Annotated in this window: 26 protein-coding genes and 1 tRNA gene; 12 read left to right on the forward strand and 15 right to left on the reverse strand. The window is 55.4% G+C overall.

Going from position 1 to position 25593, the window contains the following annotated elements; translation table 11 throughout:
* Positions 1–197: 197 nt before the first annotated feature.
* The 3 genes from H8K03_03025 to H8K03_03035 form a co-directional block, all read right to left on the reverse strand.
* Positions 198–512 (reverse strand): hypothetical protein, encoded by a 315-nt coding sequence (locus tag H8K03_03025; protein ID UVT20906.1) that lies wholly within the window; start codon positions 510–512, stop codon positions 198–200.
* Between the two features lie 612 nt (positions 513–1124).
* Positions 1125–1472 carry a hypothetical protein gene (locus H8K03_03030; protein ID UVT20907.1) on the reverse strand — a complete coding sequence of 116 codons (348 nt, stop codon included), beginning with the start codon at positions 1470–1472 and terminating at the stop codon, positions 1125–1127.
* Positions 1473–1536: 64 nt separating this feature from the next.
* Positions 1537–2892 (reverse strand): 2-dehydropantoate 2-reductase, encoded by a 1356-nt coding sequence (locus H8K03_03035; GenBank protein UVT20908.1) that lies wholly within the window; start codon positions 2890–2892, stop codon positions 1537–1539.
* A gap of 91 nt (positions 2893–2983) precedes the next feature.
* On the opposite strand from H8K03_03035, the gene H8K03_03040 reads away from it, so the two are divergent.
* Complete coding sequence (locus tag H8K03_03040) at positions 2984–3718, forward strand: NAD-dependent deacylase (protein UVT20909.1); 735 nt, start codon at positions 2984–2986, stop codon at positions 3716–3718.
* Here H8K03_03040 and H8K03_03045 read toward each other — a convergent pair.
* Entirely contained in the window at positions 3698–4423 is a 726-nt protein-coding gene (locus H8K03_03045) for an HAD-IA family hydrolase (protein UVT20910.1), read from the reverse strand. The genes H8K03_03040 and H8K03_03045 overlap by 21 nt on opposite strands.
* 142 nt (positions 4424–4565) lie before the next feature.
* Between H8K03_03045 and H8K03_03050 the strand changes: the two genes are divergently transcribed.
* From H8K03_03050 to H8K03_03090, 9 genes are all read left to right on the forward strand, one after another.
* Positions 4566–5717 (forward strand): response regulator, encoded by a 1152-nt coding sequence (locus H8K03_03050; GenBank protein ID UVT20911.1) that lies wholly within the window; start codon positions 4566–4568, stop codon positions 5715–5717.
* A gap of 255 nt (positions 5718–5972) precedes the next feature.
* Entirely contained in the window at positions 5973–8744 is a 2772-nt protein-coding gene (locus tag H8K03_03055; protein ID UVT20912.1) for a valine--tRNA ligase, read from the forward strand.
* A 6-nt stretch (positions 8745–8750) separates the two neighbouring features.
* On the forward strand, positions 8751–9629 hold the full coding sequence (gene nadC, locus H8K03_03060) for a carboxylating nicotinate-nucleotide diphosphorylase (GenBank protein UVT22362.1): 879 nt from the start codon (positions 8751–8753) through the stop codon (positions 9627–9629).
* 3 nt (positions 9630–9632) lie between these two features.
* Positions 9633–10472, forward strand: coding sequence for a biotin--[acetyl-CoA-carboxylase] ligase (locus tag H8K03_03065; GenBank protein ID UVT20913.1), 840 nt, complete (start codon positions 9633–9635; stop codon positions 10470–10472).
* A 34-nt stretch (positions 10473–10506) separates the two neighbouring features.
* Positions 10507–11295, forward strand: a complete 789-nt coding sequence (locus H8K03_03070; GenBank protein ID UVT22363.1) for a type III pantothenate kinase — start codon at positions 10507–10509, stop codon at positions 11293–11295.
* A 90-nt stretch (positions 11296–11385) separates the two neighbouring features.
* Entirely contained in the window at positions 11386–11970 is a 585-nt protein-coding gene (grpE, locus tag H8K03_03075) for a nucleotide exchange factor GrpE (protein UVT20914.1), read from the forward strand.
* Between the two features lie 41 nt (positions 11971–12011).
* Positions 12012–13934 (forward strand): molecular chaperone DnaK, encoded by a 1923-nt coding sequence (gene dnaK, locus H8K03_03080; GenBank protein ID UVT20915.1) that lies wholly within the window; start codon positions 12012–12014, stop codon positions 13932–13934.
* A 73-nt stretch (positions 13935–14007) separates the two neighbouring features.
* Positions 14008–15141, forward strand: a complete 1134-nt coding sequence (dnaJ, locus tag H8K03_03085; GenBank protein UVT20916.1) for a molecular chaperone DnaJ — start codon at positions 14008–14010, stop codon at positions 15139–15141.
* A gap of 29 nt (positions 15142–15170) precedes the next feature.
* Entirely contained in the window at positions 15171–15911 is a 741-nt protein-coding gene (locus H8K03_03090) for a 16S rRNA (uracil(1498)-N(3))-methyltransferase (protein ID UVT20917.1), read from the forward strand.
* A 53-nt stretch (positions 15912–15964) separates the two neighbouring features.
* Here the strand turns inward: H8K03_03090 and H8K03_03095 are convergent, their stop codons facing one another.
* Positions 15965–16561 carry a YqgE/AlgH family protein gene (locus H8K03_03095; GenBank protein ID UVT20918.1) on the reverse strand — a complete coding sequence of 199 codons (597 nt, stop codon included), beginning with the start codon at positions 16559–16561 and terminating at the stop codon, positions 15965–15967.
* Positions 16562–16767: 206 nt separating this feature from the next.
* Positions 16768–17292, reverse strand: a complete 525-nt coding sequence (locus H8K03_03100) for a hypothetical protein (GenBank protein UVT20919.1) — start codon at positions 17290–17292, stop codon at positions 16768–16770.
* Positions 17293–17670: 378 nt separating this feature from the next.
* Here H8K03_03100 and H8K03_03105 point away from each other — a divergent pair, with 378 nt between their 5' ends.
* On the forward strand, positions 17671–18258 hold the full coding sequence (locus H8K03_03105; GenBank protein ID UVT20920.1) for a sel1 repeat family protein: 588 nt from the start codon (positions 17671–17673) through the stop codon (positions 18256–18258).
* A 377-nt stretch (positions 18259–18635) separates the two neighbouring features.
* On the forward strand, positions 18636–19100 hold the full coding sequence (locus H8K03_03110; GenBank protein UVT20921.1) for a sel1 repeat family protein: 465 nt from the start codon (positions 18636–18638) through the stop codon (positions 19098–19100).
* Between the two features lie 99 nt (positions 19101–19199).
* Here H8K03_03110 and H8K03_03115 read toward each other — a convergent pair whose 3' ends face one another.
* The 9 genes from H8K03_03115 to ald form a co-directional block, all read right to left on the reverse strand.
* Positions 19200–19739 carry a hypothetical protein gene (locus H8K03_03115; GenBank protein ID UVT20922.1) on the reverse strand — a complete coding sequence of 180 codons (540 nt, stop codon included), beginning with the start codon at positions 19737–19739 and terminating at the stop codon, positions 19200–19202.
* Positions 19740–20013: 274 nt separating this feature from the next.
* Positions 20014–20409: a cytochrome c gene (locus tag H8K03_03120; GenBank protein ID UVT20923.1), complete on the reverse strand. Its 396-nt coding sequence runs from the start codon at positions 20407–20409 to the stop codon at positions 20014–20016.
* A gap of 33 nt (positions 20410–20442) precedes the next feature.
* Positions 20443–21141, reverse strand: coding sequence for a 7-cyano-7-deazaguanine synthase QueC (gene queC / locus H8K03_03125; protein ID UVT20924.1), 699 nt, complete (start codon positions 21139–21141; stop codon positions 20443–20445).
* A 50-nt stretch (positions 21142–21191) separates the two neighbouring features.
* Entirely contained in the window at positions 21192–21755 is a 564-nt protein-coding gene (locus H8K03_03130; protein UVT20925.1) for a TraR/DksA C4-type zinc finger protein, read from the reverse strand.
* Positions 21756–21863: 108 nt separating this feature from the next.
* A complete protein-coding gene (locus H8K03_03135) occupies positions 21864–22388 on the reverse strand; it encodes an adenine phosphoribosyltransferase (GenBank protein ID UVT20926.1) in 525 nt (174 codons plus the stop codon).
* Positions 22389–22392: 4 nt separating this feature from the next.
* Positions 22393–23346, reverse strand: a complete 954-nt coding sequence (locus tag H8K03_03140; GenBank protein ID UVT20927.1) for a sigma-70 family RNA polymerase sigma factor — start codon at positions 23344–23346, stop codon at positions 22393–22395.
* A gap of 13 nt (positions 23347–23359) precedes the next feature.
* Positions 23360–23653 (reverse strand): acylphosphatase, encoded by a 294-nt coding sequence (locus H8K03_03145; protein UVT22364.1) that lies wholly within the window; start codon positions 23651–23653, stop codon positions 23360–23362.
* A 667-nt stretch (positions 23654–24320) separates the two neighbouring features.
* Positions 24321–24397 (reverse strand) — tRNA-Pro (locus H8K03_03150).
* A gap of 38 nt (positions 24398–24435) precedes the next feature.
* Positions 24436–25539 carry an alanine dehydrogenase gene (gene ald, locus H8K03_03155; GenBank protein UVT20928.1) on the reverse strand — a complete coding sequence of 368 codons (1104 nt, stop codon included), beginning with the start codon at positions 25537–25539 and terminating at the stop codon, positions 24436–24438.
* Positions 25540–25593: the final 54 nt, after the last annotated feature.

Consider the following 25593-nt stretch of genomic DNA (forward strand, 5'->3'; position numbering starts at 1 on the left):
ACCCAGGAGCGTGACTGGCATTCCAAGCATCTGCGTGACCACACAGACACACAGAACTAAGACCAAACAGACCAATCCGGACCCAGCGTAAGCGGAATGAAATGTATGTAAGCCTATCTGTCTCATTGGAACAATTTGCTGTCTATTCAGAGGAGATACGGAGGAAAAGGCGCTTCTCCCCCGTATCTCCTGAAAGGTCAACGGTTCATCGGCATCATGTAATCATGTGCAGAGCATTTGTCCATTTCTTTCGGAATTCCATCTAGCCCTGCCATGTGCCAATCCGGCCTCCTCTGATCGCCTGTTACCATTGAACCCGCTAGACAGGCCGATGATGAATCTGCTTCCTCGATCTCCACAATTCTCTGATCGCCTGACACCTCCATGACCACGCCGTTTTTACCTTGGTCGGTCATGAGATCACCGTTCGCAAATGCGGTTGATGCGGCAAGCAACCCGATCGCCGCCGCGATGGACAACAATCCTTTTGTAGACATCGTAATCAGTGTCATGTTTCCCTTCCTTTCCAGAATTGAGCGCGTCGTAACACGCATCAACCGGGTCCGTTCAGAATGTTCCAGGAATCCGGCGCGCCACCTTCCGCACAGTCATCCTCAGCGATGAGGCGGCGAACAGGACGCGCGAAGTCAGTTCGAACGGGTGCTACGCTTGGGGAGGGTGAAAGACCGACGTCACAAAGACAGGTAAATAGATCGAGGCTTGTACATCAGTATGTAGACTCCGTGCGTGTGCCGCTCTGGGTCTGGGCACTGTCGGCGGAAAAGAAAAATCTTCAGATACGGACTCCAGAAATACGTCGGACGATGATGCCATCAGGCTGAATAACGTGACCGGCATCCCGAGCATCTGGGCCAACACACAGACACACAGAAAGAGGATCACGCATGCCGAACCCATCATCCGATGCGCAGCTTTCATTGGATTCCCAGTATTCATAGCTTTGAACATCACAATTTCACTATACCGCGACTTCTAGATGGACGCAAGGTGACGGCATGACTTGCTATGCTCAATGCGATATACCGCGTATACCATTCTCCCAAGTTGTCTTTATCGGCCCACCAACAAAGAGAAGAGTGTCCCTGAATCTCTGGTGAAACAATTCAGGTCATTCGTCGATCAGACCAAGCATAGGCCGCACCAAAACAGAGACCGGCCACCGCCGCCTGAATGAATGCGTCTTCCGCATGAATGGCAATAGACCACCAAAGAATGGCAGCGATGAGACCTGCCACTCCTCCTAGAAGAATCTTGCCGCCAGCAAGTCTGAGCCAATCCGTGAACACTACCCAAGTGGTCATATACACCGCCCCAGCGGCAATCGCGGCCCAAAGATGCATGAGGTCACGCTTGAAAAACCAAACTTGGATCGCTCCGGCGATCGCGCCGAGAATGATGCCTGTGATCGCTCTTTTTACCAACACAGAATAGTGAAACGTGATGTCAGCCAATCCATCCCCACTTTAAAACGTACAGGTCTGTGCGTCGGCAATCATGAAGATTCGCTTGCCGTCTTCAGTCAGGCTGTGTAGCCGGTGGGCAAGTTGTTTGCCTTGTGTCGCGCCCAGGTCCCTTGGTGATTTCAATTCGGGCCACGCCTTTGACATTGGCGCAGAGATCGCCAAGCCCCGGTGTCACGAGCCGAAATGGGCCGCCCTTGGCTTCCGGTAAAGCTGCCCCATCGAGTTCATACACCAACACCCCGTACTCCTTTGCCTGTTGTAGTGTGAGACAGGCCGAGTACTTCCCGTCCGCTGCATGAAACGCCACGTGATCTGCCCCGATGGACAAGGCCGGAATATCGAGCAGCCCGCTCAAACGGATCCCCCGACCCTTCATACCCGGCATGACCGTCGAAATATCCACGTGATGCTCAGCCGATAATGAAGCCATCGTCGCATGATCGAAGGATAGCGGCTGCACAACAGCCCCATCGATGGTCACGATGCCGCTACCGGTCCGCTCCTTGTCGGTCATTGCCTGGATCATTGCCGTGAGGGCCTCATTCACAGGAACCGGAATGCCGAGCTTGCGCCCTTGCTCCACGATAAACCCGTTCAAATACTCAATCTCCGTCGGTCGCCCCGCTTTCCAATCGTCATACATGGAGGTATGGATGTCGCGAATTTCCTGTGATGCCTTCACGACCCGTTCGGCCATATCCGAGGGCAGGGGCACTTTGAGCGTCGCCGCAACGGCCGCTACTTCTCCGACGATCTGCCGGATCACGCCCATCATCTCGGAATGGTCAAGCGCTTTGGCCACTCTGTCGTTCATCAGCACAGTCATGGGATTGAACACGCAATTCCAGCACATCTTCTCCCATTTGGCGCGCCGAATATCCTTCGACAACTGACAGGGAATGCCGGCTGAGGCAAAGAGATCGCGGATTTTGAGAAGCCGACCGCTCTCATATCCCATCAGTTCGCCGATGGCCACCGCCCCTTTCTTATAGTGATCAATGACCCCAGGCGCAGAAATCTTCGAATAGATATAGGCCACTCCCCCGACGACGCCATCACGATTGATTCGAGCAATGAGCCGGTCTTCGGTATCGACACCGTTCTGCAAGGTGAGAATCACCGTGTGTTCGGTGAGCGCAGGCTCAAGTTGCCCCATGACTTCATCAAGATCGTACGCTTTGACGCCGAGGATGATGAGATCGGGACGCGGCAGCTCCCGCACATCCGACGCCGCCGTCGGTCGGACCGTGAACGATGCGTTCGTGCTCCGAATCGTCAATCCGTTTTGGCGGACGGCTGCGAGCGTTTTTGGCCGGAGAAGGAATGCGACATCTGGATTGTTCTTGGCCAAGTGGGCTCCAAAGAACCCTCCCACGGACCCGGCTCCGACGATCAAGATCTGTTTCATTGGCGATCCTCATTCCATTGCATATCAAGCGGGCGTACTATAGCATGCCGCTCCACAGCGACACAGTAACCTTATCCCTCCGTTTACAGACATGTCTGGTGGATCGAATCTCACACTCTTGAAGGAAAAGCTTTCCTCCGCCGGATCGATTACTGTGTTGACCGGCGCGGGCATTTCCGCTGATAGCGGTGTGCCGACCTTTCGCGGCACGGACGGCTTGTGGCGCAACTTTCGAGCCGAGGACCTCGCAACACCGGAAGCTTTTGAGCGTGATCCCCGACTCGTCTGGGAGTGGTACAACTGGCGACGCGAACTGATCGCCGCAAAACTGCCGAATGCGGCTCACAACGCTGTGGTTGAACTCGAGCGGCGCTGCGCGGACTTTTGGCTGATCACTCAGAACGTGGATGGGTTGCATCGCGACGCAGGCTCACAGAAACTCACCGAGATTCATGGCAACATCTGGAAAGTTCGCTGCACTGATTGTGGCACGGTGGACAACAACCACGACGTGCCCATTGCCATCTTGCCTACGTGTCGGCGTTGCGGGTCGTTGCTCCGCCCACACATCGTCTGGTTCGGCGAATCCCTGCTTGCCGAGGACATCGAGCACTGCTCTACGGTGCTCCGAAACTGCGATGTTCTGCTCGTCATTGGGACGTCGGGGGTCGTCTATCCAGCAGCGGGATTCGCATCGATCGCGAAACAGGCCGGCGCGTTCGTCGCCGAAATCAATCTCGATTCCACGCCACAATCAGCGCTGGTCGATCTGTCGCTGCAAGGCCGCGCAAAAGAGATCGTACCGTTATTGCTCGAGCCGCTGTAAGAGTGGAAATAATTCGTCCAGGCTCGCGATGGTCTGAACACCTGATTGCTCCTGCCTTCTTTCACGATCCAATAGGACGGCATGAAGGCCTGCTTTTCGCGCACCCTCCACATCGTCTTTCAGACTGTCCCCGACATGCAGAGCTTCCTCGGGATCGACTGCGTGTTTCTCCAACGCGACATGAAAGATCCGAGGAGCCGGTTTTGCCGCATGAGTCAGGCTTGAGATCGTCACTGTGTCGAACGCCTCGGCAATCCCCAGTCCGCGCATCACGGCAAATAGACGCGAATCAAAATTCGAGATGATTCCGATCTCCAGATCCAGCGCTTTGAGCTTCGCCAGGGCGGAAGGTGTTTCCGGAAACAAGCACCAGGATCGGTGATCTTCAAACGCGCGAAAGACCTGATCGAAGAACTCGTCGAAACGTTCGAACATCCCGACACGATAAAAGACGTTATGAACGACATCGAACCACCAAAGCCGTTCACTGTGCTTGATTTGCGCCGGGTCAGTGGCGGCGAATACCGGCGGTGGGGCTTCGCGGAATGCTCGGCGAAACGCCTGTGTGATCGCTGCCGGAGACTCTGCTTTCTGACGAAACCCAAATTGGACGGCATGTCGAAGATAGATCTCCGCGACAGACCCACGCACATGAAACAGTGTGTCGGCGGCATCAAAAAATACAACTCGTATCGAACGGCTCACAGTCAGTCCACCATGATCTCAGCCAGCACCCTCTTTCGTCCTGAAATACATCGTGAATACAATTACATATCGAGCGTTTTCTTGACAAAGAATACCCCCCTTGCTAGCTTCGAAGAAACTAAAAAAGTAGGGGGAATGTGTCATGCCTTCGCCGATCTTCGTTGTCGACAGCAGCCCCGCGGTCAGACGAATGGTGGAACAGATTTCTGCCCCGGAAGGGTTTGAAGTCGTTGGGTTTCAGGACGGACCGGCTGCCCTCGAAGCGGCTCGGCGAAGCAGCCCTATACTTATCATCGCCGACTACCACCTCGACAACATGACCTTTTCGGGATTCTGCAAAGAGATCAATAAGCTCGACAATCTCACCGAAACGTTCCTTGTGTCGTTGATTAACCCGGCGGATCGTCCTGACGAAAATCATCTCCGTACCTTAGGGGTCAAGGCATTTCTCAAGAAACCTTTTCAATCCGACGACCTGCTGGAAGTCCTCAAATCTCTTCAGCAAAAACCGGTGGGTGCCTCTAACGGCAAAGGGCTCACACGGCGGGCCTGGCCGCCGACGTCAACCTCAACCGACATCGATGATGAGGTCGCGAGCGACAACTTGACGGGTGACGACGGGCAGGAAGAACCTGTTCTGAACGAGCGGGCCGCCTCACCGCTGGCATCAATGGCAGCACCGGCCTCCCATGCCGGGCCGGAAGACGCGATGAAGGGTTTCTTCGATCAGCTCGTGCAATCGATGACCAAACGGAGCGAGCAGACGCTTGCCGATCTGCTGCCCAAAATGATCGACGAGAAACTCGCAACCCATGTTCGGCCTATCGTACAGAGAGAATTGCAGGCTCAGCTCGGAAACATTATTTCTCAGGAATACCTCACGACGATTATTCAACCTCTCGTCTCTCAGGTATTGCCCTCGCTCATTAGAAAAGAACTTGCGGCCAGCGAACCGATCATTCGGCAAGCCGTCTCCGATGTGGCCAAACCTTCCATCGGAGAAAGTGTCGATCGGCTGGTTCGAGAAGGGGTCGAGTCGGGTGTCCGTCTGCACTTGCCCGCCGCTGTGCAGGAACAGATGGGAACGATCAATCAGCTCGTCAAGGATGAGCTACGACAGGCAGTGGAGAAACAGGTCCCATTGCTGGCCGACGACTTGGTGCGAGCCGCCGCCGACCAATCTGTCGAGCGGGCCGTTCAGCGAATCGTGCCTGACGTCGCCGAGCAGCACATCAAGGCGGAACTCAAGCGTCTGATCGATACCGAAGAACCCTCACACCCGTCTAAGCGCTAGCTTTCTTGCCCCGCTTTCCTCGCCGAGCTTTGGCCAGGGCTTTCATCCGCGTGACATTCTTCCGATGTTTCTTTCTTGTTTTTCGATCCTTCTCTCGACCTCGTGGCATGATCCTCCCTACGGATAGGTTAATACCAATTTGCGGGCGACTGTATAGCACATGCCTCACAAGGTCACAAGCTGAGACTCACGCCATTTTCTGTGTGAGATAGACATGCTAAGATGCCGCGCTGACGTTTGGACTCCGATGGAACGATGACAACGCGCCAACTCGACAAAATATACGACCCAAAAGCCGTTGAAGACCGCTGGTCTCAGGAGTGGCTCACACACGGATACTTCCACGCTGCGTTGGAACAACCGGGGCAGCCATATTGCATCGTGATTCCTCCACCCAACGTCACCGGATCACTCCATGTCGGTCACGCGCTCAATCATTCGCTGCAAGATATTCTGATCAGATGGCGGCGTATGCAGGGACGGAACACCCTCTGGCTTCCCGGAACCGATCACGCCGGGATTGCAACCCAAAATGTCGTGGAAAAACAGCTCGCAGCCGAAGGGCTGTCTCGAGAGGCCCTGGGACGGGACCGCTTTATCGAACGGGTTTGGCAATGGAAGGCCACTTCCGGCGACACCATTGTCAGACAACAGAAACGACTCGGCGAATCCTGCGATTGGGCTCGTCAGCGCTTCACGATGGACGAGGGGCTCTCAAAGGCGGTCCTCGAAGTCTTTGTGCGTCTTTACGAGGATGGCTTGATCTATCGCGGCGAGCGCCTCATCAACTGGTGCCCCCGCTGCCTGACCGCGCTCTCGGATATTGAGGTCGAGCATGAGGACGTCAAGGGCAGACTCTATTTGATCGAATATCCGCTCGCCGACGACCCCGGCACCCGACTGACCGTCGCCACCACACGCCCGGAAACCCTGCTTGGCGACACGGCCGTCGCCGTCCATCCTGAAGACGACCGCTACAATCACCTGATCGGTAGACAGATCCACCTGCCGCTTACCGGCAGGACGATTCCGGTCGTCGGTGATGCCATCCTCGTTGACCGCGAGTTCGGCACGGGCGCCGTGAAAATTACGCCGGCTCACGACTTCAACGACTATGAAGCCGGCGAACGCCATCACCTGCCGCGGCTTCCAATCCTCGATCATCAGGCGTTGCTCGATGCCTCCGGAATGCAAAAGGCCGGCGTCGACCGCGCCGTCATCGAGATCCTTCAGGGGCTCCCCGTCGCTAAAGCCCGTCCCAAGGTCGAAGAACTGCTCAAGGAGCGCGGGCTTCTCGCGAAAGTCGAAGACCACAAGCTATCGGTGGGAAAATGCTACCGCTGCAAGACAGTGGTGGAGCCCTATCTGTCGCCGCAGTGGTTCGTGAAGATCAAGCCGCTGGCCATCCCGGCGATCGATGCTGTCGAGACCGGTAAGATTCGGATCATCCCCGAAGGCTGGATCAACAACTATCTTGGCTGGATGCGAGACATCAAAGATTGGTGTATCTCACGGCAGATTTGGTGGGGACATCAGATTCCAGCCTGGTACTGCCTCGCCTGCAACGCACAACATATCGCCCGCACCACCCATCCGTCTCCGCTGTCAGGCCAATCCATTTCACGCACAACGATTCTGCCGAGCGCCTCACCGATCGTCGCGAAGTCTGCACCGGCACGATGTCCGGCCTGCGGAGGATCGGAGTTTCTCCGGGACCCCGATGTCCTGGATACGTGGTTCTCTTCCGGTCTTTGGCCCTTCTCCACACTCGGATGGCCCGAGCAGACACCGGAACTCAAGGCCTATTATCCGACCTCGACCCTGGTGACGAGTTTCGACATTCTGTTTTTCTGGGTCGCCCGCATGATCATGTTCGGACTCAAGTTCATGGGCGATATCCCATTCCGCGACGTCTATATTCATGCTCTGGTGCGCGACGCCGAAGGGCAGAAGATGAGCAAGTCCAAAGGCAACGTCATCGATCCGTTGCATGTCATGGAGCAGTTCGGGACCGATGCGCTCCGATTCACCCTGGCTTCCATGGCCTCACCTGGCCGGGACATCAAACTCGCCGAAGAACGCATCGAGGGGTATCGCAATTTCGCCAATAAGATCTGGAACGCCGCACGGTTCGCCCACATGTATCTCGACGGCCCAAAGGCTTCCTGTTCGCCGACCGATCGTCCGTTTCCCGACCGCTGGATCGTCAGCCGTCTCAACCAGGCGATTCAAACCGTGACGTTCGAACTGGAGGCCTATCGATTCGATCGTGCGGCCAATGCCTTGTACCAATTCATTTGGCACGAATACTGTGATTGGTATCTCGAACTCATAAAGCCGGTCCTGCAAGATCCCGCGCATCCGCTAGGTCCGGTGACCAGACAGACCCTGCAGGACACGCTCGACATTTGGCTTCGTCTGCTCCATCCCTTCATGCCGTTCATCTCGGAAGAGATCTGGCAGACTCTTCCGCACAGCGGCGAGACGATCGTCCTGCAACCCTACCCGTCCGCTCGAGCGTCCCAACATGACGCAGCAGCCGAGGCCGCCTTCGGTCTGCTCGAACAGGGCATCGGTCTCATGCGCACCGCCCGTGTGCTCCTGAATTATCCACCGGGCAAAGAGGTGCGGTTCTTTGTGACGCATGAAGAACCCGCCGCCCTCGCGACACTCGCCTCGATGGAACAAGACCTCGCGCATCTGGGCCGCGGCCAGGTCTTGCTCACACCCGTCCTGCAATGGCCGACGTCAAAGGTGCTCCGGCTCGTTTCCGGCGGCATCACCGTGGGCGTATCCGTCGAAGGCGATGTGGATCTCAAGAAAGCGCTCGACCGCCTCGTGAAACAAGTCGGTGAAGCCGACAAGGAAGCCCAGCGTCTGCAAAGTAAACTGAACAATGCCGACTTCGTCTCCAAGGCTCCTCCAGAAGTGATCGCCGATCACGAAGGTCGTCTACGCGCCCTTGCCCGAGATCGCAGCATGTTGACCAGCAGTGAACAACAATTGCGTCTCATGCTGGAGCCGTGACCCATGGTGCACCTTCCTGCGGCAGAGATTCGCCGTGCCGTGCGTCAAGGACTCGAAGAAGATCTGGCTCATGGAGATGTGACGACATCCGCCATCTTCTCATCGCGGGTTCCGGCTCAGGCCAAAATCATTGCTCAACAGTCTCTGGTTGTAGCAGGGATGGCGGCGGCGGTTCAGACGTTTCTGATGGTCGATCCTTCCCTGCGATTGTCGGTTTCCAAACGTGACGGCGACCGGGCCAAGAATGGAGAGCCACTCCTTCATATCGAGGGAGATGGGCGGTCCATCCTCCAGGCCGAGCGGGTTGCCCTGAACTTTCTTCAACATCTGTCCGGTATTGCCACGTTGACGCAACAGTTTTGCCAAGCCGTGCGCGGCTATTCCGTCAGCATTTTGGATACGAGAAAAACCCTTCCCGGCTGGCGCGCGCTGCAGAAATGGGCCGTCTCGCTCGGCGGAGGGATCAATCACCGACAATCATTGAGCGACGGCATTCTCATAAAAGATAACCACCTCGCTCTTCTGCAGCGCAATCAACGGCCGGTTGAACGAGCATGCCGATTAGCTCAGGCTCATCGGTCAAACGCCCTGCCGATTATCGTCGAAACGGAGTCGCTCTCTGATGTTCGACAAGCACTTGCGGGAAAACCCGATATCATCCTGCTGGACAATATGGCTCCAAGCATGGTGAGACGTGCCGTCGCTTTGATCAAAAAACGGGCGCTTGTGGAAGTATCGGGCGGCATCACCCTCAAGAACGTCCGAGCCATGGCGGCATCCGGTGCCGATCGCATTTCGATCGGAGCGCTCACCCATTCAGCCCCGGCAACGGCAATCAGCCTGGTTTTGACCTTGTCGAAACGATCACCAATCCGACACTCCTAATCAATGTCTTCTTCCACCCCGCTCAGCGTTGACGATATCCGAAGCACCCTCGCGACCCAGTCACTTGGTCATTCCCTGTATGTCCACCAAGACCTCCCCTCGACTAACAAGGAGGCCTATGCTCTCGCTCAGGACGGTGCGGCGCACGGCACTGTTGTGGTCGCAGAGAGTCAATCCGGCGGGTATGGACGACATGGACGGGTCTGGTTTTCTCCGCCAGGACTGAACATCTATTGTTCGGTCATCGTACGTCAAATGGGACAGAACCTCTCCCTTTCGCAATGGCTATCCTGGGTGCCGCTTGTCAGCGCGCTCGCCGTCGCCGAAGCCATTCAACAAGCAGTCGGCGTGTCCCTCGCTCTGAAATGGCCCAACGACCTGCTCTTCCATGAACGCAAAATCGGGGGCATTCTCTGCGAAGGTATCGTCCCTTTGTCCAATGAGCCAGTGGTCATCATCGGAATCGGACTCAACGTGAACTCGCCGCCGGACTCCTTTCCGGAAGCCTTGCGACCGATTGCCGCATCATTGTTCGAAGCTTCCCAGCAGCCGATCGACCGCAATCGCCTCATCGCACAACTGCTGCTGGAACTTGAACAGTGGCTTGGCGAGCTTCGATCCCATGGGCCGGTCCGGCTGCGGCAGGCCTACACCACTCGCTGCACCACACTGGGACGCCAGGTGCGCGTCCTTTTCAGGGACGATCAAGAGATCAGCGGCACCGCAGAAGCAATTTCTGCCGATGGCGCGTTGCAAGTAAGAACCCTGTCACCTCAATCTCGGTCACAACCTATGCCCCTCATCGACGTGCGTGCAGCGGATGTGTTTCATCTGAGAGAGTAGCGAAAGCGGCACCATGCCGAGTAGAATAGGCCCTATGCTATTGGCGATCGACATCGGAAATACCAACATTGTCGGGGGGATTTTTGACGGATCGACTCTGCTGACCCATTGGCGATTGGCGACCGACCCTAAGACCACAGCCGATGAGTACGGCGTCCTCTGCCTCAGCGTCATGGCGCGAAGCGGCCGTGTCCCCGAGCAAATCACCGGCGCCATCATTTCCAGCGTCGTACCTGCCCTCACGGAAACATTCGAATCGATGGTCGAAACATCCTTTCGCTGCACCCCGATCATTGTCTCATCCGAGATGGACACAGGCTTGACGCTGAAGTACTTGAACCCGAAAGAGATCGGAAGCGACCGTATCGTGAACGCGGCCGCGGCCTATCATAAGTTTCGCCGTGATCTCATCATCGTTGATTTCGGCACAGCCACGACGTTTTGTGCCGTCAGTCACCTCGGCGAATATCTCGGAGGCGTAATCGCTCCGGGCCTCTCGATTTCCGCCGATGCCCTTTTCTCCCGGGCTGCAAAACTGAGCAAGGTCGAGCTCGCTCGGCCTAAGACTGTCATCGGCGTCGATACAGCCGGGAGCATTCAAGCGGGGCTCGTATTCGGTTATGCCGGTCTCGTAGATACCCTAGTCCGGCGGATGGAAGAAGAAATGGGACGTACCTCGTATGTGATCGCCACAGGCGGATTGGCTCCGGTGATCGCTCCAGAAGCGAAGTCAATCCAACATATTGAACCCTTCCTGACCTTGAATGGGCTCGAACTTCTCTATCGCCGCGCCCGGGGCGCCAGTTTGACGCAGTGGACCTGATTTTCTTCTCATCCGCATCATTTTATTTTCCTTTTACCCGTTGACTTCCCTGACTCCTATGGATATCTCCAGCGCTGTAGAGGCATCAGAATGAACGACGATCAAGACCAAGAAAAAACAAACGCCAATACAATCGATGGTTTAGAAGATGATTCTTCCGTAAAGGACACGACGAGTTCCTCATTTCAGGACGAGTTGGCCCTTAAGACTGAAGAATGCAAGTCGGCTAATAATAAGTACCTCCGGCTGGCCGCCGAGTTTGAAAACTACAAACGCCTGACACAACGCGACCAGCGTGACCAAATTAGATTCGGGAATGAACAGCTTTTGAAAGAGCTGTTGCCGGTTGTCGACAATATGGAGCGCGCAATCAAGGCGTCTCGGACAAATGGAGGCGATACGGCATTAATCCAAGGCGTGGAACTGACACTCAAGCAGCTATCCGGCGTCCTTGCGAAGTTCGGCGTACAGGCGGTAGAAACAACCGGCCAGGAGTTCGACCCAAGCACACATCAAGCAGTCTCTTACGTGCCGTCTGACGACCTGCCGGCCAATAAAGTGTTGGACGAGTTTCAAAAGGGTTATCGGTTACACGATAGAATTCTGAGGGCTGCAATGGTCAGTGTCTCGTCAGGCCCGGCCCATGCACGCGAACATGACTCAGCGACGAACTGATCTCATTCAGTCGACCTGGTCGAGAAGGAAGGAGTCCACCAATGGGTAAAGTCATCGGTATCGATCTCGGGACCACCAACTCTTGTGTGGCGATTATGAGCGGCGGAGACCCCGTCGTGATCGCCAACGCCGAAGGGAGCCGGACCACTCCTTCCGTCGTGGCCATCACCGACAAGACTGAACGGCTGGTCGGCCAAATCGCAAAACGGCAAGCCATTACCAATCCGGAAAACACCATCTTCTCGGTGAAGCGCCTGATGGGACGTAAGTTTAAGAGCCGTGAAGTTCAAGAGGCCTTGAAACGGCTTCCTTATAAAGTGGTCGAGGCCGATAACGGCGATGCGCACGTGGAATTGCGCGGCAAACGCTATAGCCCACCGGAAATCTCAGCCATGATTCTGCAGAAAATGCGGCAGACGGCCGAAGATTATCTCGGTGAGAAAGTGACCGAAGCCGTTGTCACGGTTCCCGCCTATTTTGACGACAGCCAACGTCAAGCGACAAAAGATGCCGGCCAAATTGCCGGTCTGAACGTTCTCCGCATCATCAACGAACCGACGGCGGCCTCCCTCGCATACGGCCTAGACAAGAAGAAGGATGAACGGATCGCCGTGTACGATTTGGGCGGCGGGACCTTCGACATCTCCGTCCTCGAAATCGGCGAAGGTGTCTTCGAGGTGAAATCTACCAACGGAGATACGTATCTCGGTGGCGATGACTTCGATCAACGCGTGATGGATTGGCTGGTCGACGAGTTCAGGAAAGACCAAGGCATCGATTTGCGGAAAGACCGGATGGCACTCCAACGCCTGAAAGAATCGGCGGAACGGGCTAAAATCGAATTGTCCTCGTCTCAAGAAACGGAAATCAACCTGCCGTTCATCACCGCCGATGCCAGCGGCCCTAAGCATATGGTCACAAAGCTGACTCGGGCAAAACTCGAACAGCTCGTAGATGACTTGGTCCAGCGCACGATCGAACCCTGCCGCAAGGCCTTGTCTGACGCCGGTGTCACCGCCAAGGATATCCAAGAGATCGTGTTGGTCGGCGGCATGACCCGCATGCCCAAGGTGATTCAGGTCGTCAAGGACTTCTTTGGGAAGGAACCGCATCGTGGAGTCAATCCTGACGAGGTCGTTGCCATTGGAGCCGGAATCCAAGGCGGAGTCCTCAAAGGAGAGGTCAAGGACGTTCTGCTCCTTGATGTCACTCCCTTATCATTGGGCATCGAGACCCTAGGCGGCGTGTTCACCAAACTGATCGAGCGCAATACGACCGTTCCAACCAAGAAGAGCCAAGTGTTCTCGACCGCAGCCGATAATCAAACGGCTGTCACCATCCGGGTATTCCAAGGCGAACGGGAAATGGCCAATGACAATAAGCTTCTTGGGCAGTTCGACTTGGTCGGCATTCCACCGGCGCCTCGCGGCATGCCGCAAATTGAAGTGACGTTCGATATCGATGCCAACGGCATCGTGCACGTCTCAGCTAAGGATTTGGCCACTCAAAAGGAACAATCCATCAAGATCACGGCCTCCAGCGGTCTGAGCAAAGAAGAGGTTGAGAACCTCGTTCGGGATGCTCAGTCGCATACGGAAGACGATAAAAAGCGCCGCAAGCTCGCCGAAGCCAAGAACCAAGCGGATAATCTGGTCTATCAAACAGAAAAAAACATCACGGAATACGGCGACAAGGTTTCCGCTGAGGAAAAGACCAAGATCCAGGATGCCATTGCAGCCGTCAAGAAGGCGCTGGAGGGCACCGATGCCGAGGCAATCGAATCGGCAACTCAGTCGCTCATGACTGCCTCGCATAAATTGGCCGAAGAAATGTACAAGAAAGCCGCTGCATCTCCGGGTCCGCAACCGGGTGCGACGGCGGACGGCGGGAGTACCGAGGGGGCAAAGACCGACGAGAAAGTCGTGGATGCAGAATTTGAAGAAGTAGACAAAGACAAGAAATAGCCTAAAATAGCGCATCAGACAGCCCGAGTTCCCGGCACGTTCGGGAACTCGGCCATTCCAGACGCTCAGTACAATGGCACCTGTGTCGAAACGCGATTACTACGAAACTCTCGGTGTTGATCGGAACGTCTCTGAAGACGATCTGAAGAAAGCGTATCGAAAACTCGCCCGCCAGCACCATCCGGATCTCCACACCGACGCTCACCATAAGAAGACCGCTGAAGAAAAATTCAAAGAAATCAACGAAGCCTATGAAACGCTGAGCGATCAGGAGAAGCGAAAACGCTACGACATGTTCGGTCATGCCGGCGCGCAACAGGGTCCGGCCGGCTTCGACGGATTCGATTTCGGGCGCGGAGGATTTGGAGACGTTTTTAACGATATTTTCGAAGACTTTTTCGGCCAAACTCGAGGAGGAGGGGGAACTCGAACTGAGCGTGGCAACGATCTCCAATACAACCTCGAGATTACGTTTGAGGAAGCCGTCTATGGGAAAGAGGCCAAACTCAAAATTCCGCGTTGGGAAATTTGCATCGACTGTAAGGGGACCGGGGCGAAGTCAGCGGCAGCCATCAAGACATGCGCCAGTTGCAAAGGCGCGGGGCAACTTCGGTTTCAGCAGGGGTTCTTCAGCGTCAGCCGGCCATGCGGCCAATGTGAAGGCACCGGTCACTTCGTGACGGAGCCTTGCGTGACATGCCAGGGCCGCCAACGGGTATACAAAGAGCGCACGATCTCCGTGCAAATTCCAGCCGGTATTGAAACCGGTATGCGACTTCGGCTCTCCAATGAAGGAGAGCATGGCCCCAATGGCGGTCCACCCGGCGATCTCTATGTGGCCATAACCGTTAAGCCTCATCAGATCTTTCAACGAAAAGGCCTCGATATCGCCTGCGACGTCCCGATCAGTCTTGTGACGGCCGTCCTTGGTGGGAAAGTGGAAGTTCCGACCCTCAAGGGAGACACCGTCATCAAGGTGCCGGCCGGTACCCAGCACGACAAGGTCCTTCGGATTAAGGGGCTGGGTATTCCCAGCCTGAAGGGCGGCGGGACAGGCGACCAGATCTATACGATCAAGGTCCAGATTCCTTCTAAACTGACTCCCCGGCAGAAGGAGCTGCTGACAGAGTTCGCCAAAGAGAGCGGCATGTCCATGGAAGCCAACGGCGACGGCTTCTTCGACAAGATGAAGACGTTTTTCGAGTAGCCCGGCCTTCCTGATCTTCAGAGTCCCACATGTCTGTGTTTTTCGTTTCCCCCCAGTGCATCGCTCCACCGGCCATAACAGTCACGGATGACTTACTGACCCATCTCAGGAACAGCCTGCGCGTCAGCATCGGCGAATCCCTGTGGTTCGGCAATGGGCTAGGCACCAGATATCGTGCGGAGATCACCGACGTTTCCAAAGGAGCTCTCACCGGGCGCATTCTCGATACGATTCAGGAACCGCCTCGGCGCGTCCCGCGCCTATTCCTCGGTCAATCGCTCCTCAAAGGCGAAAAGATGGATTGGGTGATTCAGAAAGCCGCCGAGCTGGGCGTGGATACACTCATGCCGATTGAAAGCCGGCATAGCGTGGTGCAACTCAAAGCCGACCGTGTGGACCATCAGCTTGCCCGGTGGCAACGCATTGCCCTCGAAGCCGCGCAACAATCCGAACAATGGCGAGTCCCGTCCATCACTCCACCACATTCTCTCATATCACTTCTGAGAAGCCATGTGACCGATACCGTGACACTCATGCTTACCGAACGGCGAGATGGGAACAATTTGCAGACGATCGAACTCCCGCACGATGCGACTGGTTCCATACTGGTTTTAATCGGCCCTGAAGGAGGCTGGAGCAAGGAAGAAATGCTCGCGGCCGAACAGGCGGAAATCCAACCGATTACCCTGGGTCAGCACATCCTGCGGGCAGAGACTGCCGCTATTGCAGCCATCAGCATTGTTCAGTCGCGCCTCGGCAAGTTGGGATAAGCGCACATCCCTTCTGATTTTTGTTGTTGGGCTCTTGAACAGCCCTATTGTCTTCAGGACGATCGCGTACTGGAAATGGCTCTGGGCGCCTGGAGGCGGGTGATACTGTCAGGCCAAAGGGTGGCTGGGTCCTTATCAAAGATGTTGAAGGTGTCCGATGGTAAGACGCCCCACGATCCCTGAAGCATTTCATAGTCGAGCTGCCCCGGTGCCCATCCGGCCAAACCGGCAAAAGCGCGAAAGGTTTCGGACGATTTAGGTTGAGCCATGATGCGTTCGAGAACTCTCGGCGTACCGACATAGACTCCATCAACGATCAATCGCGTATCAGGATACGGGCTCTTCAATCGAAACAACAAGACAAGCTGCGTTCGCTCGACCGGACCGCCGGCAAACAATCGGTAGCGCGTTCCCTTGAGCACGGTGAGGTCCGGCAAAACTTCGGATACCAGTACGTTCGTGGAACGATTCAAAATGAGACCGACTGTGCCTCTTCCTCCGTGTTCGATAATAAGCAGGACGGTTTGATGGAAGTTGGGATCACTCAGCGACGGACTGGCAACCAGGAGGACGCCCTTTTTGATCGACGAAGGCGAAAATTCCCCCTCAGCCACAGCCGGCAGCGTAGGCAGGAGAGACAAAAGCCCCATAAATAACAAGCATCTCAAAATTCTTTTCCCGTCAAACATATACGGAACGTTCCGATGGGAAAACGAATGGCATTTGCGCAACATGACTGCGCACCAGGCTACGACTCTCGATGACTGGTGTCAAATCAGAAAGGGCGTTGTCGAAGAGGTATCGGATTGGCTGGGAACATGGTCCGGAATTCCTATGCTCCCAGCCTTAAAGTATATTAGTAGAAGTGAAACGACAGTCCCGCAACGCTATGGACTGAATTCAGAGTTAGATCAATTGGGGGGCCACCTTGAACTTCTATCGAGTTAGAGGCGTGTATAAACTTTCCTTCTGCAAACGCAGCAAAGTGCTTCGTTAAAAACACTTTCATTCCTCCAACCCCCTGAAATGCCGGCGCCGTGCCCCGACCTTCGTTCGTTATTCCAGGTACTTGAAAAGTGAGTCGAAGCCCTCCTCCACCCACCCCGATGAACGGGAACCATCGTCCGTTTGGAAGTTCCGAGGTAACTCCCATCGGGTAACGGGCCAGAACATTGACACCAAAGTAAATTGCCTGGAAATCAAGTGTTGTTACCAACTGGGCAAGTCCAAGGTTCGACGACACTACTTGTCCGCTGGAGGCATAGGGGCTGAAGTACGTCACGTCGATTTCAGCTCCGACATCTATCCCCAAGGTTTTTCGAGGAGCCGTGCTCCACATCCCAAGCTTCGCACCAAGGGAAGGAGAATTGTCAAGTTCCACATCTCTTAGCGTGAGTCCTGATAATGAGAGGTCTGTCTTGAAGGGAAACGCATAGCCACCGAAACCTGAGAATAGCCATCAACCGGCCTGACCCGAACCTCTTCCTCCGCTCGGACTAACCCCGAATGACCAAACATGCACACCAGAAGAAGAGTTGAGCAAACGAGCACCCTCATATAATCCTCCTAAGTAAATTAAATAGCATACCTAGGCAGTATAAGTGGTGCCGAGAATAGCGCAAGGATGAGATGAAATCCCGATCTCGATCAAGAGCTCTCGCCACCTAGCGTGTGACATGTGCTACAGTAGACTTTGATACTTTGCTGATTGACTGTCGGGAAGGCATCCAGCCAGACTGATCGCAACAAAGGAGATGTCATGACCACCGGCTTACGTTATCTCATCACGTTAGCCATCTTCAGCACACTACCGGGATGTATCGATCCGCCTAAATCACCCTACGTGGATGTGCACGAATCTGTGACACGTATCGATGGGTTTCAGTCTGTGGGGGAGCAAGGAAGTGCCCAGGACCAATACCACCTCGGTTTGCAATACGAGAACGCCTTGCCTCGGGACCACCGAGAAGCCGTTCGGTGGTATCGCATGGCGGCGATGCAGCGGCATCCGGACGCCTTCTACAGACTCTGCGTGCTGTCGGACAAGGGCCTTGGGATGCCGCAGGACTATCAGGAAGCCTTCCGGTGGTGCCGCCTGGCTGCAGATCATGGACATGGAGCTGCGATGTTTCTTATCGCAACCCATTATGAAAAAGCTCGAGGTGTCCCCAAAGATGTCGTACAAGCCTACCAGTGGTATAACCTGGCGGCAGCCAATGGGCATGAGGAGGGTGCGAAGTGGCGAGACCGACTGGCCCGCGATATGACGCCGACTCAAGTCGCCCAGGGACAATTCCTGGCTCGGAATTGGAAACCGAAAGCGCAGGATGCGCCTGAAGAACGATAACCCAAGGATCTCTCCAGTCCAAACACCGCGCCGAAGCGTCTGTCGGAATCCACAATGTGAGGTCTCTCACGTCATTCAACTCCTCCTAGCAGCCAAGGAGCCTGTCCCACGCATCGTGATACCCATAACTTCCCTCCAACACACTTCCTACCCGAAATTCTTTCTTGAACTCACGGCCTTTGGCTGAGTAGGATGGTTTTTTGTGGCCCGCTAGCCGACCAGCAGGTATTAATCTGGTAACAATCGTCAGAATGTTTCACCGGCCGCTGCCCTACCAGTTTGTTGCTCTTGTAGGACTCCTCTTGGTGTCATCTCTCGTCTCAAGCTGCACTGCGCCACCCCCTACTCCACCTCAACCGCTCATTGGCGGATCGGCGGTGAGCGAAATACTCAAACGCGCGCAGAGCGGAAATCCTGATGCCCAAAATCAATTAGGCCTGCTCTATAGCGAAGGACGCGGTCTTCCGCAAAACCATTTCGAAGCCAAGGATTGGTTTAAGAAAGCCGCGGACCAAGGGCATGCCGACGCGCAAGTCAACCTCGGAACACTCTACTCTCTTGGGCAAGGCGCCCCCTTCAGTGATCCCATGGCGCTGTATTGGTTTCAGAAAGCCGCCGAACAACGAAATGCGTTGGCATTTGCAAAGCTGGGGATGATGTATGAGCGAGGACGCGGCGTCCCTCAGAATTTCATCGACGCACACATGTGGTACAACCTCTCGGCCGCATACGGTGAGAAACGAGCGGCCGAAGCGCGCAATGCACTGGCTACGCAGATGACCGCCGAACAGATCGCTGAAGCGGAAACACGAGCGAAGAAATGGACACCGAAGCGCCGGTGAGGAGAGACTGCTCGACCAGAGAACTCCTGAATTCAGGCCAACCTCGTGTTGTTCGCTTTACGATGAGCGCACGCTAGTAGCCGATCGCTCATGGTCGCGCTAGTGCGATCGGTTGATCGGAGTGCTTGTTTCTCCAGGCTGTAACTGCCTGTGCTCCGCAGGGTGCAGATCAATAACACTCCCCACTTCGTTGATTTCCGCCGTTACCGTCGCTCCATCGCGAATAGAGGCCGACAATTCTCGCTTTTCAAGCGGGAACGATTGTTCTCCTTCCGGCGTCTTCAACGTAATGGTTCCTTGTCGAAGTCCCACGGCTACCACATCCCCGGTGATAAACCGATGCTTCGATTCCGTTCCCTTCGGATGAACCTCAAGCACCGCATTGTTTTCATCAAGGACGACGGTCACTTCCTCACCAACTTTGGGCAGCTCATGGCCATGTCGAAGTGCACGGTTCTTATTCAAGGGGTACACCGTGCCGTCAGGTACTTTCACGGCAGGCGAGCCGGCTTTATCAACGATGACGCCTTGGAGACTTCGGTGTAATGTCGAAGAGGTTTGTTCCGACCATCCTTCATTAGGCACCACCCCTATCACGATGAGGAACGCTGCCAGAGCGCACAAAGCATACTTCAGCATTTCAATCCTCCCAGGTGACGATAGTTCATGGATAGAAGAATGAACCGGCTGAGCCTGAGAAGCGACTCGGAAGTCCCCCAGTGAACTTTGTTCGCTCGAGGATTCGTCTTCCCAAGCCCTGGTAATCGACAAGGAAAGACATCAGCTGAACCCTGGTTTAGGGGGGTTAACGTCATCGCGAAATATAACGATCATCATGCCATCTCGTTCTTGACGGACGAAACCGTGAACCGATGAGGTAAGCCGAGACGCTGAGGAAACGCGAGGTGAGAAGCTAGAAGATGCCGGCCTGTTTCTGCAGCCAGCGAACGTATTTCACGATATGATCCACGTCGTCGGGCACGACGGTGGTGATCTTTGGCATGTCTCCGAATTGCCAATGGTGAGACTTCACGCCATTGGCTGCTGCTCGCTGAAAGGCCGCATCACCGTGATGATTGGGCTCATACACTTTGTGGACCAGCGGTGGGCCTTGGGTAGTACCGACTCCCCCGACCCCGTGGCAGATCGAACAGTTGGCGTTGAATTTCTGCTCTCCGTTACGCAATTCGGCGGGAGCGGAAGCGACAGTTCCCGTGACCTTCGGTTCCCCCCCATTCTGGCTGCATGCCGGTGTTGTACCGAGCATCAGCAGAACCGTGCTCACCCATATCATCCGTGACGATTTCATACGACCGGATCAGTTATTCGAGCCATCGCTTCGTCAACATACCGCATAGGGAACCGGATCTACAACTCCTGCTTCCGCAAATCCCCGCCTGCGCACGAGGCAGCTATCGCATCGCCCACACGCAAGCGAACCGACAGGGTCATAGCAGCTATGCGTCAGATGAAAGGGAACGTTTAAAGTCATGCCGAGTTGAATAATCTCGGTCTTGCTCATTCTAAGCAGCGGAGCACGGATTTCAATATGCTTGCCCGTCATACCTGCCTTTGTTCCAGCCTGAATGGCCGCTTCCACAGCCTTGATGAACTCCGGACGGCAATCGGGATATCCGGCATAGTCGATCACATTGGCGCCAAAATAGATGACCGAGGCTCCCAGCACTTCCGCATGGGCGGCCGCCAGCGAGAGAAAGATCAAGTTTCGTCCTGGCACGTAGGTAATGGGAACGTCCTTGCTCCGTTCAGATTCACTCTCGTATTTCGGAACCGGAAGATCGTCGGTGAGGGCTGATCCTCCGATTGTCCGCAAATCGACGTCCACCACCACATGCTGTTGAGCCTGCAGGGCTGTTGCCACCTGTCTCGCCCGCTCAATCTCCACACTATGCCGCTGCCGGTAGGCGATGGTCAACAGATAAAGCGTGTAGCCATCTTGCCGTGCAACGGCCGCTGCGACAGTGGAGTCCAGTCCGCCGCTGGCGAGAACGACCGCTCGTCCGGTGCTAGACCCGTGCATGCGAGGGAGAGAAGGCAATGCAGGATACCGTGAGGAGAACGTCTTCGGAGCTAGTCGCGATCTTCTTCGCGTTCGATTTTCTCCAGCAGTTCCGCGCGCGATTGGCACTCCACGCACAGCTTGGCGAAAGGAACCGCTTGGAGTCGCTTCTCACTGACCTCGACACCGCATTCTGCACAAATGCCATATGTTCCTTCGTGCAGACGCGTGAGCGCTTCGTCGATCGATTGTCGCCGGCGGTTGCGCATCTCCATTAAGGAGATACCCAGTTCGCGCTCAAGATCCATCAAAGCCTGGTCCCCGACGTCACGCGCTGATTCCAAACGCCGCTGCTGGTCCTCGGTCAGAGATTGCCCCAGGCTTTCTTCAATCTCCTTAATGATCTCTTGTCGTTTACCAAGAAGCATTTTATGGAGCACTTCCTGTCGCTGCTCCCTCGCTTCTCGCTCTTTGGCGGTTTCCTTGGGCCGTATGGGCGTCTCTATCTCGACCTCGGTGGCCGTCTTAGCCGCTGAACTCGTACTGGAACCGACCGGTTGCGGCTTCTTGAGGCTGGGTGCTACCGGCTTCGTCTTCACCACATCCTTTTTTTTCGTCTGTGTTTTCGTCGCCATAGAAGGTCCACTCCGAAAATAGATGGTTGGAGGGTCGAAAAGGTCCGGCTTCTATACCACGCCCGGTACCCTTGGAACAAGTGGCGATGAAGAGACCAATGAAACTGCCTAGGGATACGTGATGGTTGAGTGGACGTCATAGCCGGCGAGCTTTTCGCGTCCGTTCAAACTCTTCAGCTCAACCAGAAAATCGAGCCCAACGATCATGCCCCCCAACTGGCGAACGAGGTGGATCGTCGCTTCAGCAGTTCCTCCGGTCGCCAGCAGATCATCGACGATCAATACCTGCTCTCCGATTTCAACCGCGTCACGATGCACCGCGAGGCTGTTGTTTCCATATTCAAGGCTATACTTCACTTCATAGCAATCGGCAGGCAATTTTCCCGGCTTGCGAACGGGGACAAATCCGGCGCCGAGACGCGCCGCGAGGATCCCTCCAAAAATAAACCCCCTGGACTCGATACCGAGGACCTTGGTGATGCCACGACCCTGATACCGCGTCGTCAATTCGTCGGCAAGACTTTGAACGGCGGGAGGACTTTTCAGCAGTGTGGTGATGTCATAGAACAGAATGCCGGGCTTCGGAAAGTCCGGCACTTCACGAATGAGCGCTTGATAGTTGACGGCGGTCACGAGATTAGAGCAGATCTGCTTGTGTCATCGTTTTTCGCTCGATGGTGTTGCGAAGACGAACTAACGCGGCCATCTCGATTTGTCGGACCCGCTCTCGGGTCAACCCCATGGTACGGCCGATTTCCTCCAGCGTCTTCGCTTCGTCTCCATCGAGCCCGAACCGTGACACAATAACAGTTTGCTCTTTCTCAGGCAACTCCCTCACCCAAGCCATCAGCTCCGTTCTTCGACGCACTCCATCTGCAGTCTCGTCGGGTGACAGCCCAACCGGATCTTCAATCACATCGCGCAGGAAGGTGTCGGTGCGGTCGTTGAGCGGGCTGTCGAGCGAACAGGTGGTTCGTATCAACTGCTTCAGGTCCAAGACTTCTTCTTCCGAGGTCTTCATCTTCGCGGCCACTTCCGCCGCCCTCGGATCTCGTCCCAGCTCCTGTACCAATTGTTCGGCACGATTCAGGTACCGATTGAGGCGTTCCACCACGTGTACCGGGAGGCGCACCAGCTTCCCTTGATTGATAATGGCCCGTTCGATGTATTGCCTGATCCACCAGGAGGCATAGGTACTGAACCGGAAGCCCCGCTTGTAATTAAACTTTTCGACCGCTTTGATCAGGCCTAAATTACCTTCTTCGACGATGTCGGAAAACGGAAACCCTCGATGCATGTAGCGCTTTCCGATACTGATCACAAGCCGTAAATTCGATTCGATCATCTGTTGACGGGCTTGCTCATCGCCGGCCATCACCCGTTTCCCGAGCTGCTGTTCTTGCTTAAATGTGAGCAGGGTCGATCGGCGAACCTCCCGGAGGTAACTCTTGAGCGTATCAAGCCCCTCCGATCGACCTGTGTCCCGTTCGCTCTGGGCCGCCGCATTCCCGGGTTCTGAGGCCCCCAGATCGTCGACAGTGTGCCTCCGAGCTTCACTCAACTCGGACTCTTCGTCGTGCTGCCGACCCATGATCCCTCGTTCCCTAATACCAAATGCTGAAATTCAAATGCCGCCCAGTTGCCGCACTCCACTCCGTGTCAATCTTCGTCACCCGCGAGGCGGGAGGCCCGCTTCGCAGTTCACGTATCAGCGCTTCGATCACGGTCTTCTTACCTTCGACTTCCAACTCAACCCGGCCGTCGTCGAGATTACGGACGCCGCCCGACAGCTCAAGTCCTCTCGCTACCCGTGACGCAAACGCCCGAAAACCGACACCCTGCACACGACCATGCACGAGAATGTGTGCCCGAACCGGCGGATCATCGGCCGATGGCATCATCTGGCTTTCCCAAGGATATGGGCGCTACCGGCTATTCACTAGTCCGCCCAGCGGATATTCTCACACCTCTTCAGATGCGTCACGTGTTTTACAATTTCTACGCGTGCATCTTCTCGCCACGGTTGCGTTCAAAGCCATGACGCGGCCACTACGGCGAAACCGCGACACATGCCACCATGGAGAAACGGTAAGGCACGCGATTGGTTCGTCAAAGAGATAAAGGATTTGTAAATTATGCCTCTCCAGTATCTTAATGCGATGCTGCGACGAATAGGCGCTGACTTACACGAAGCGGATTCTTGATCAAAGCGAAACTGGTAGGGGGTTGTCCGCGCCATTAACGATAAAGAGCCGGCGTACGAGCACGCTCTATAGTGGGTGCGAGAAGATTTGACCTTCGACCCGGTGCCTAGGTCACGTGTAGTTTCTATCCCGTCGCCTCAATGGAAGAAATAGGCTACAGGTCGAGCACGAAACGGAATCCCACTGGAGGGAATTATCCGCGTGCGATTGTAACGATACAACGATGAATAGCACGCGGCACGAGCAAGCACGATGGTCGGGGTAAGAAGATTGGACTTTCGATCCAGCGCCTAGGTCACGTGTGGTTTCTATCCCGTCGCCCCAATGGAAGAACTAGGCTCCGGGTCGAGCAAGCTTGGTTTGGTCGGGGCGAGAGGATTTGAACCTCCGACCCCTGCGTCCCGAACGCAGTGCGCTACCGGGCTGCGCTACGCCCCGACATCAATGAATCGTTGGAAACTAAGGGTCTGATTGTCTTACAGGATGGGAGTGAAATGCAACCCATGCGCTTCGGCCACAGCCTGGCAGGTCACTTTCCCATCCATCACATTCACACCACGAGCCAGCCCAGAATCCGAACGGATGGCTCGATCGACACCATCAGAAGCGAAGCGCACTATATAGGGCAGGGTCGCATTGGTCAAGGCAAAGGTCGCCGTTCGGGGAACAATGCCGGGCATGTTCGTCACGCAATAGTGTGTCACACCATCCACCACGTAGACTGGTTCTGAGTGCGTCGTCGGTCGTGTCGTTTCAAAACACCCTCCTTGATCGACTGCAATATCAACGATCACAGCCCCGGGTTGCATCCGTGCAACCAACGCTCGGTCCACTACCTTGGGCGCGCGTGCACCATGCACGAGCACGGCACCGACGACCACGTCCCCTTGCACCACTGTTTCCTCGACGGCGGCCTGCGTTGAGATCCGGGTAATAATTCGGCCTCGATAGAGATCGTCGAGCTCTTGCAGCCGTTGAACATTCAAATCAAGTACGGTCACTTGCGCCCCCATGCCGACGGCAATCCGTACCGCCGACGTGCCGGCGACTCCGGCTCCGAGCACCACAACCTTTCCCGGCTCGACACCAGGCACACCACTCAACAACACCCCTCGGCCTCCGTATGAGCGTTCCAAATACTGTGCTCCGATTTGTACCGCCAGCCGACCGGCAATTTCACTCATCGGCTTCAACATCGGTAAGCTGCCGTCTGCAGCTTCAACCGTCTCACGAGCAATCGCCGTAATTTTCGTTGCCATCAAGACTTTCGTCAGTTCCGGAAGAGACGCCAAATGCAGATAGGTAAACAACACTTGTCCCGGTCGAAAGAGCGAACATTCGGAGAGCAGCGGTTCCTTGACCTTCACAATCATCTCTGCTTTCTCGAATATCTCGTGTTTTGAGCGTGCGATGATCGCCCCGGCCTTACGGTATTCGTCATCACTAAATCCGCTGCCTTGACCGGCGGACGGTTCAACCCACACGTCATGTCCACTCTGGCGCAATGCCGCTGCTCCGTCTGGCGTAAGACTGACGCGATGTTCTTGGTCCTTGATCTCTTTCGGGATGCCGATAATCATAGCGATTCCCCTCTCGACGTTGCGCCAGGTGAGTTCATCGAGTCATTATACCTC

This window comes from Nitrospira sp. (assembly GCA_024760545.1).
Lineage (GTDB): Bacteria > Nitrospirota > Nitrospiria > Nitrospirales > Nitrospiraceae > Nitrospira_D.

Excerpts from the sequence above, each read along its gene's own strand:
- H8K03_03040 (UVT20909.1), top strand. The coding sequence starts at position 2,984 with ATGTCTGGTGGATCGAATCTCACACTCTTGAAGGAAAAGCTTTCCTCC.
- H8K03_03055 (UVT20912.1), top strand. The coding sequence starts at position 5,973 with ATGACAACGCGCCAACTCGACAAAATATACGACCCAAAAGCCGTTGAA.
- H8K03_03120 (UVT20923.1), bottom strand. The coding sequence starts at position 20,409 with ATGAAATCGTCACGGATGATATGGGTGAGCACGGTTCTGCTGATGCTC.
- grpE (UVT20914.1), top strand. The coding sequence starts at position 11,386 with ATGAACGACGATCAAGACCAAGAAAAAACAAACGCCAATACAATCGAT.
- H8K03_03090 (UVT20917.1), top strand. The coding sequence starts at position 15,171 with ATGTCTGTGTTTTTCGTTTCCCCCCAGTGCATCGCTCCACCGGCCATA.
- H8K03_03140 (UVT20927.1), bottom strand. The coding sequence starts at position 23,346 with ATGGGTCGGCAGCACGACGAAGAGTCCGAGTTGAGTGAAGCTCGGAGG.
- queC (UVT20924.1), bottom strand. The coding sequence starts at position 21,141 with ATGCACGGGTCTAGCACCGGACGAGCGGTCGTTCTCGCCAGCGGCGGA.
- H8K03_03065 (UVT20913.1), top strand. The coding sequence starts at position 9,633 with ATGTCTTCTTCCACCCCGCTCAGCGTTGACGATATCCGAAGCACCCTC.
- H8K03_03145 (UVT22364.1), bottom strand. The coding sequence starts at position 23,653 with ATGCCATCGGCCGATGATCCGCCGGTTCGGGCACACATTCTCGTGCAT.
- H8K03_03050 (UVT20911.1), top strand. The coding sequence starts at position 4,566 with ATGCCTTCGCCGATCTTCGTTGTCGACAGCAGCCCCGCGGTCAGACGA.
- H8K03_03095 (UVT20918.1), bottom strand. The coding sequence starts at position 16,561 with ATGGGGCTTTTGTCTCTCCTGCCTACGCTGCCGGCTGTGGCTGAGGGG.
- H8K03_03115 (UVT20922.1), bottom strand. The coding sequence starts at position 19,739 with ATGCTGAAGTATGCTTTGTGCGCTCTGGCAGCGTTCCTCATCGTGATA.
- H8K03_03070 (UVT22363.1), top strand. The coding sequence starts at position 10,507 with ATGCTATTGGCGATCGACATCGGAAATACCAACATTGTCGGGGGGATT.
- dnaJ (UVT20916.1), top strand. The coding sequence starts at position 14,008 with ATGGCACCTGTGTCGAAACGCGATTACTACGAAACTCTCGGTGTTGAT.
- H8K03_03025 (UVT20906.1), bottom strand. The coding sequence starts at position 512 with ATGACACTGATTACGATGTCTACAAAAGGATTGTTGTCCATCGCGGCG.
- H8K03_03035 (UVT20908.1), bottom strand. The coding sequence starts at position 2,892 with ATGAAACAGATCTTGATCGTCGGAGCCGGGTCCGTGGGAGGGTTCTTT.
- ald (UVT20928.1), bottom strand. The coding sequence starts at position 25,539 with ATGATTATCGGCATCCCGAAAGAGATCAAGGACCAAGAACATCGCGTC.
- dnaK (UVT20915.1), top strand. The coding sequence starts at position 12,012 with ATGGGTAAAGTCATCGGTATCGATCTCGGGACCACCAACTCTTGTGTG.
- H8K03_03105 (UVT20920.1), top strand. The coding sequence starts at position 17,671 with ATGACCACCGGCTTACGTTATCTCATCACGTTAGCCATCTTCAGCACA.
- H8K03_03130 (UVT20925.1), bottom strand. The coding sequence starts at position 21,755 with ATGGCGACGAAAACACAGACGAAAAAAAAGGATGTGGTGAAGACGAAG.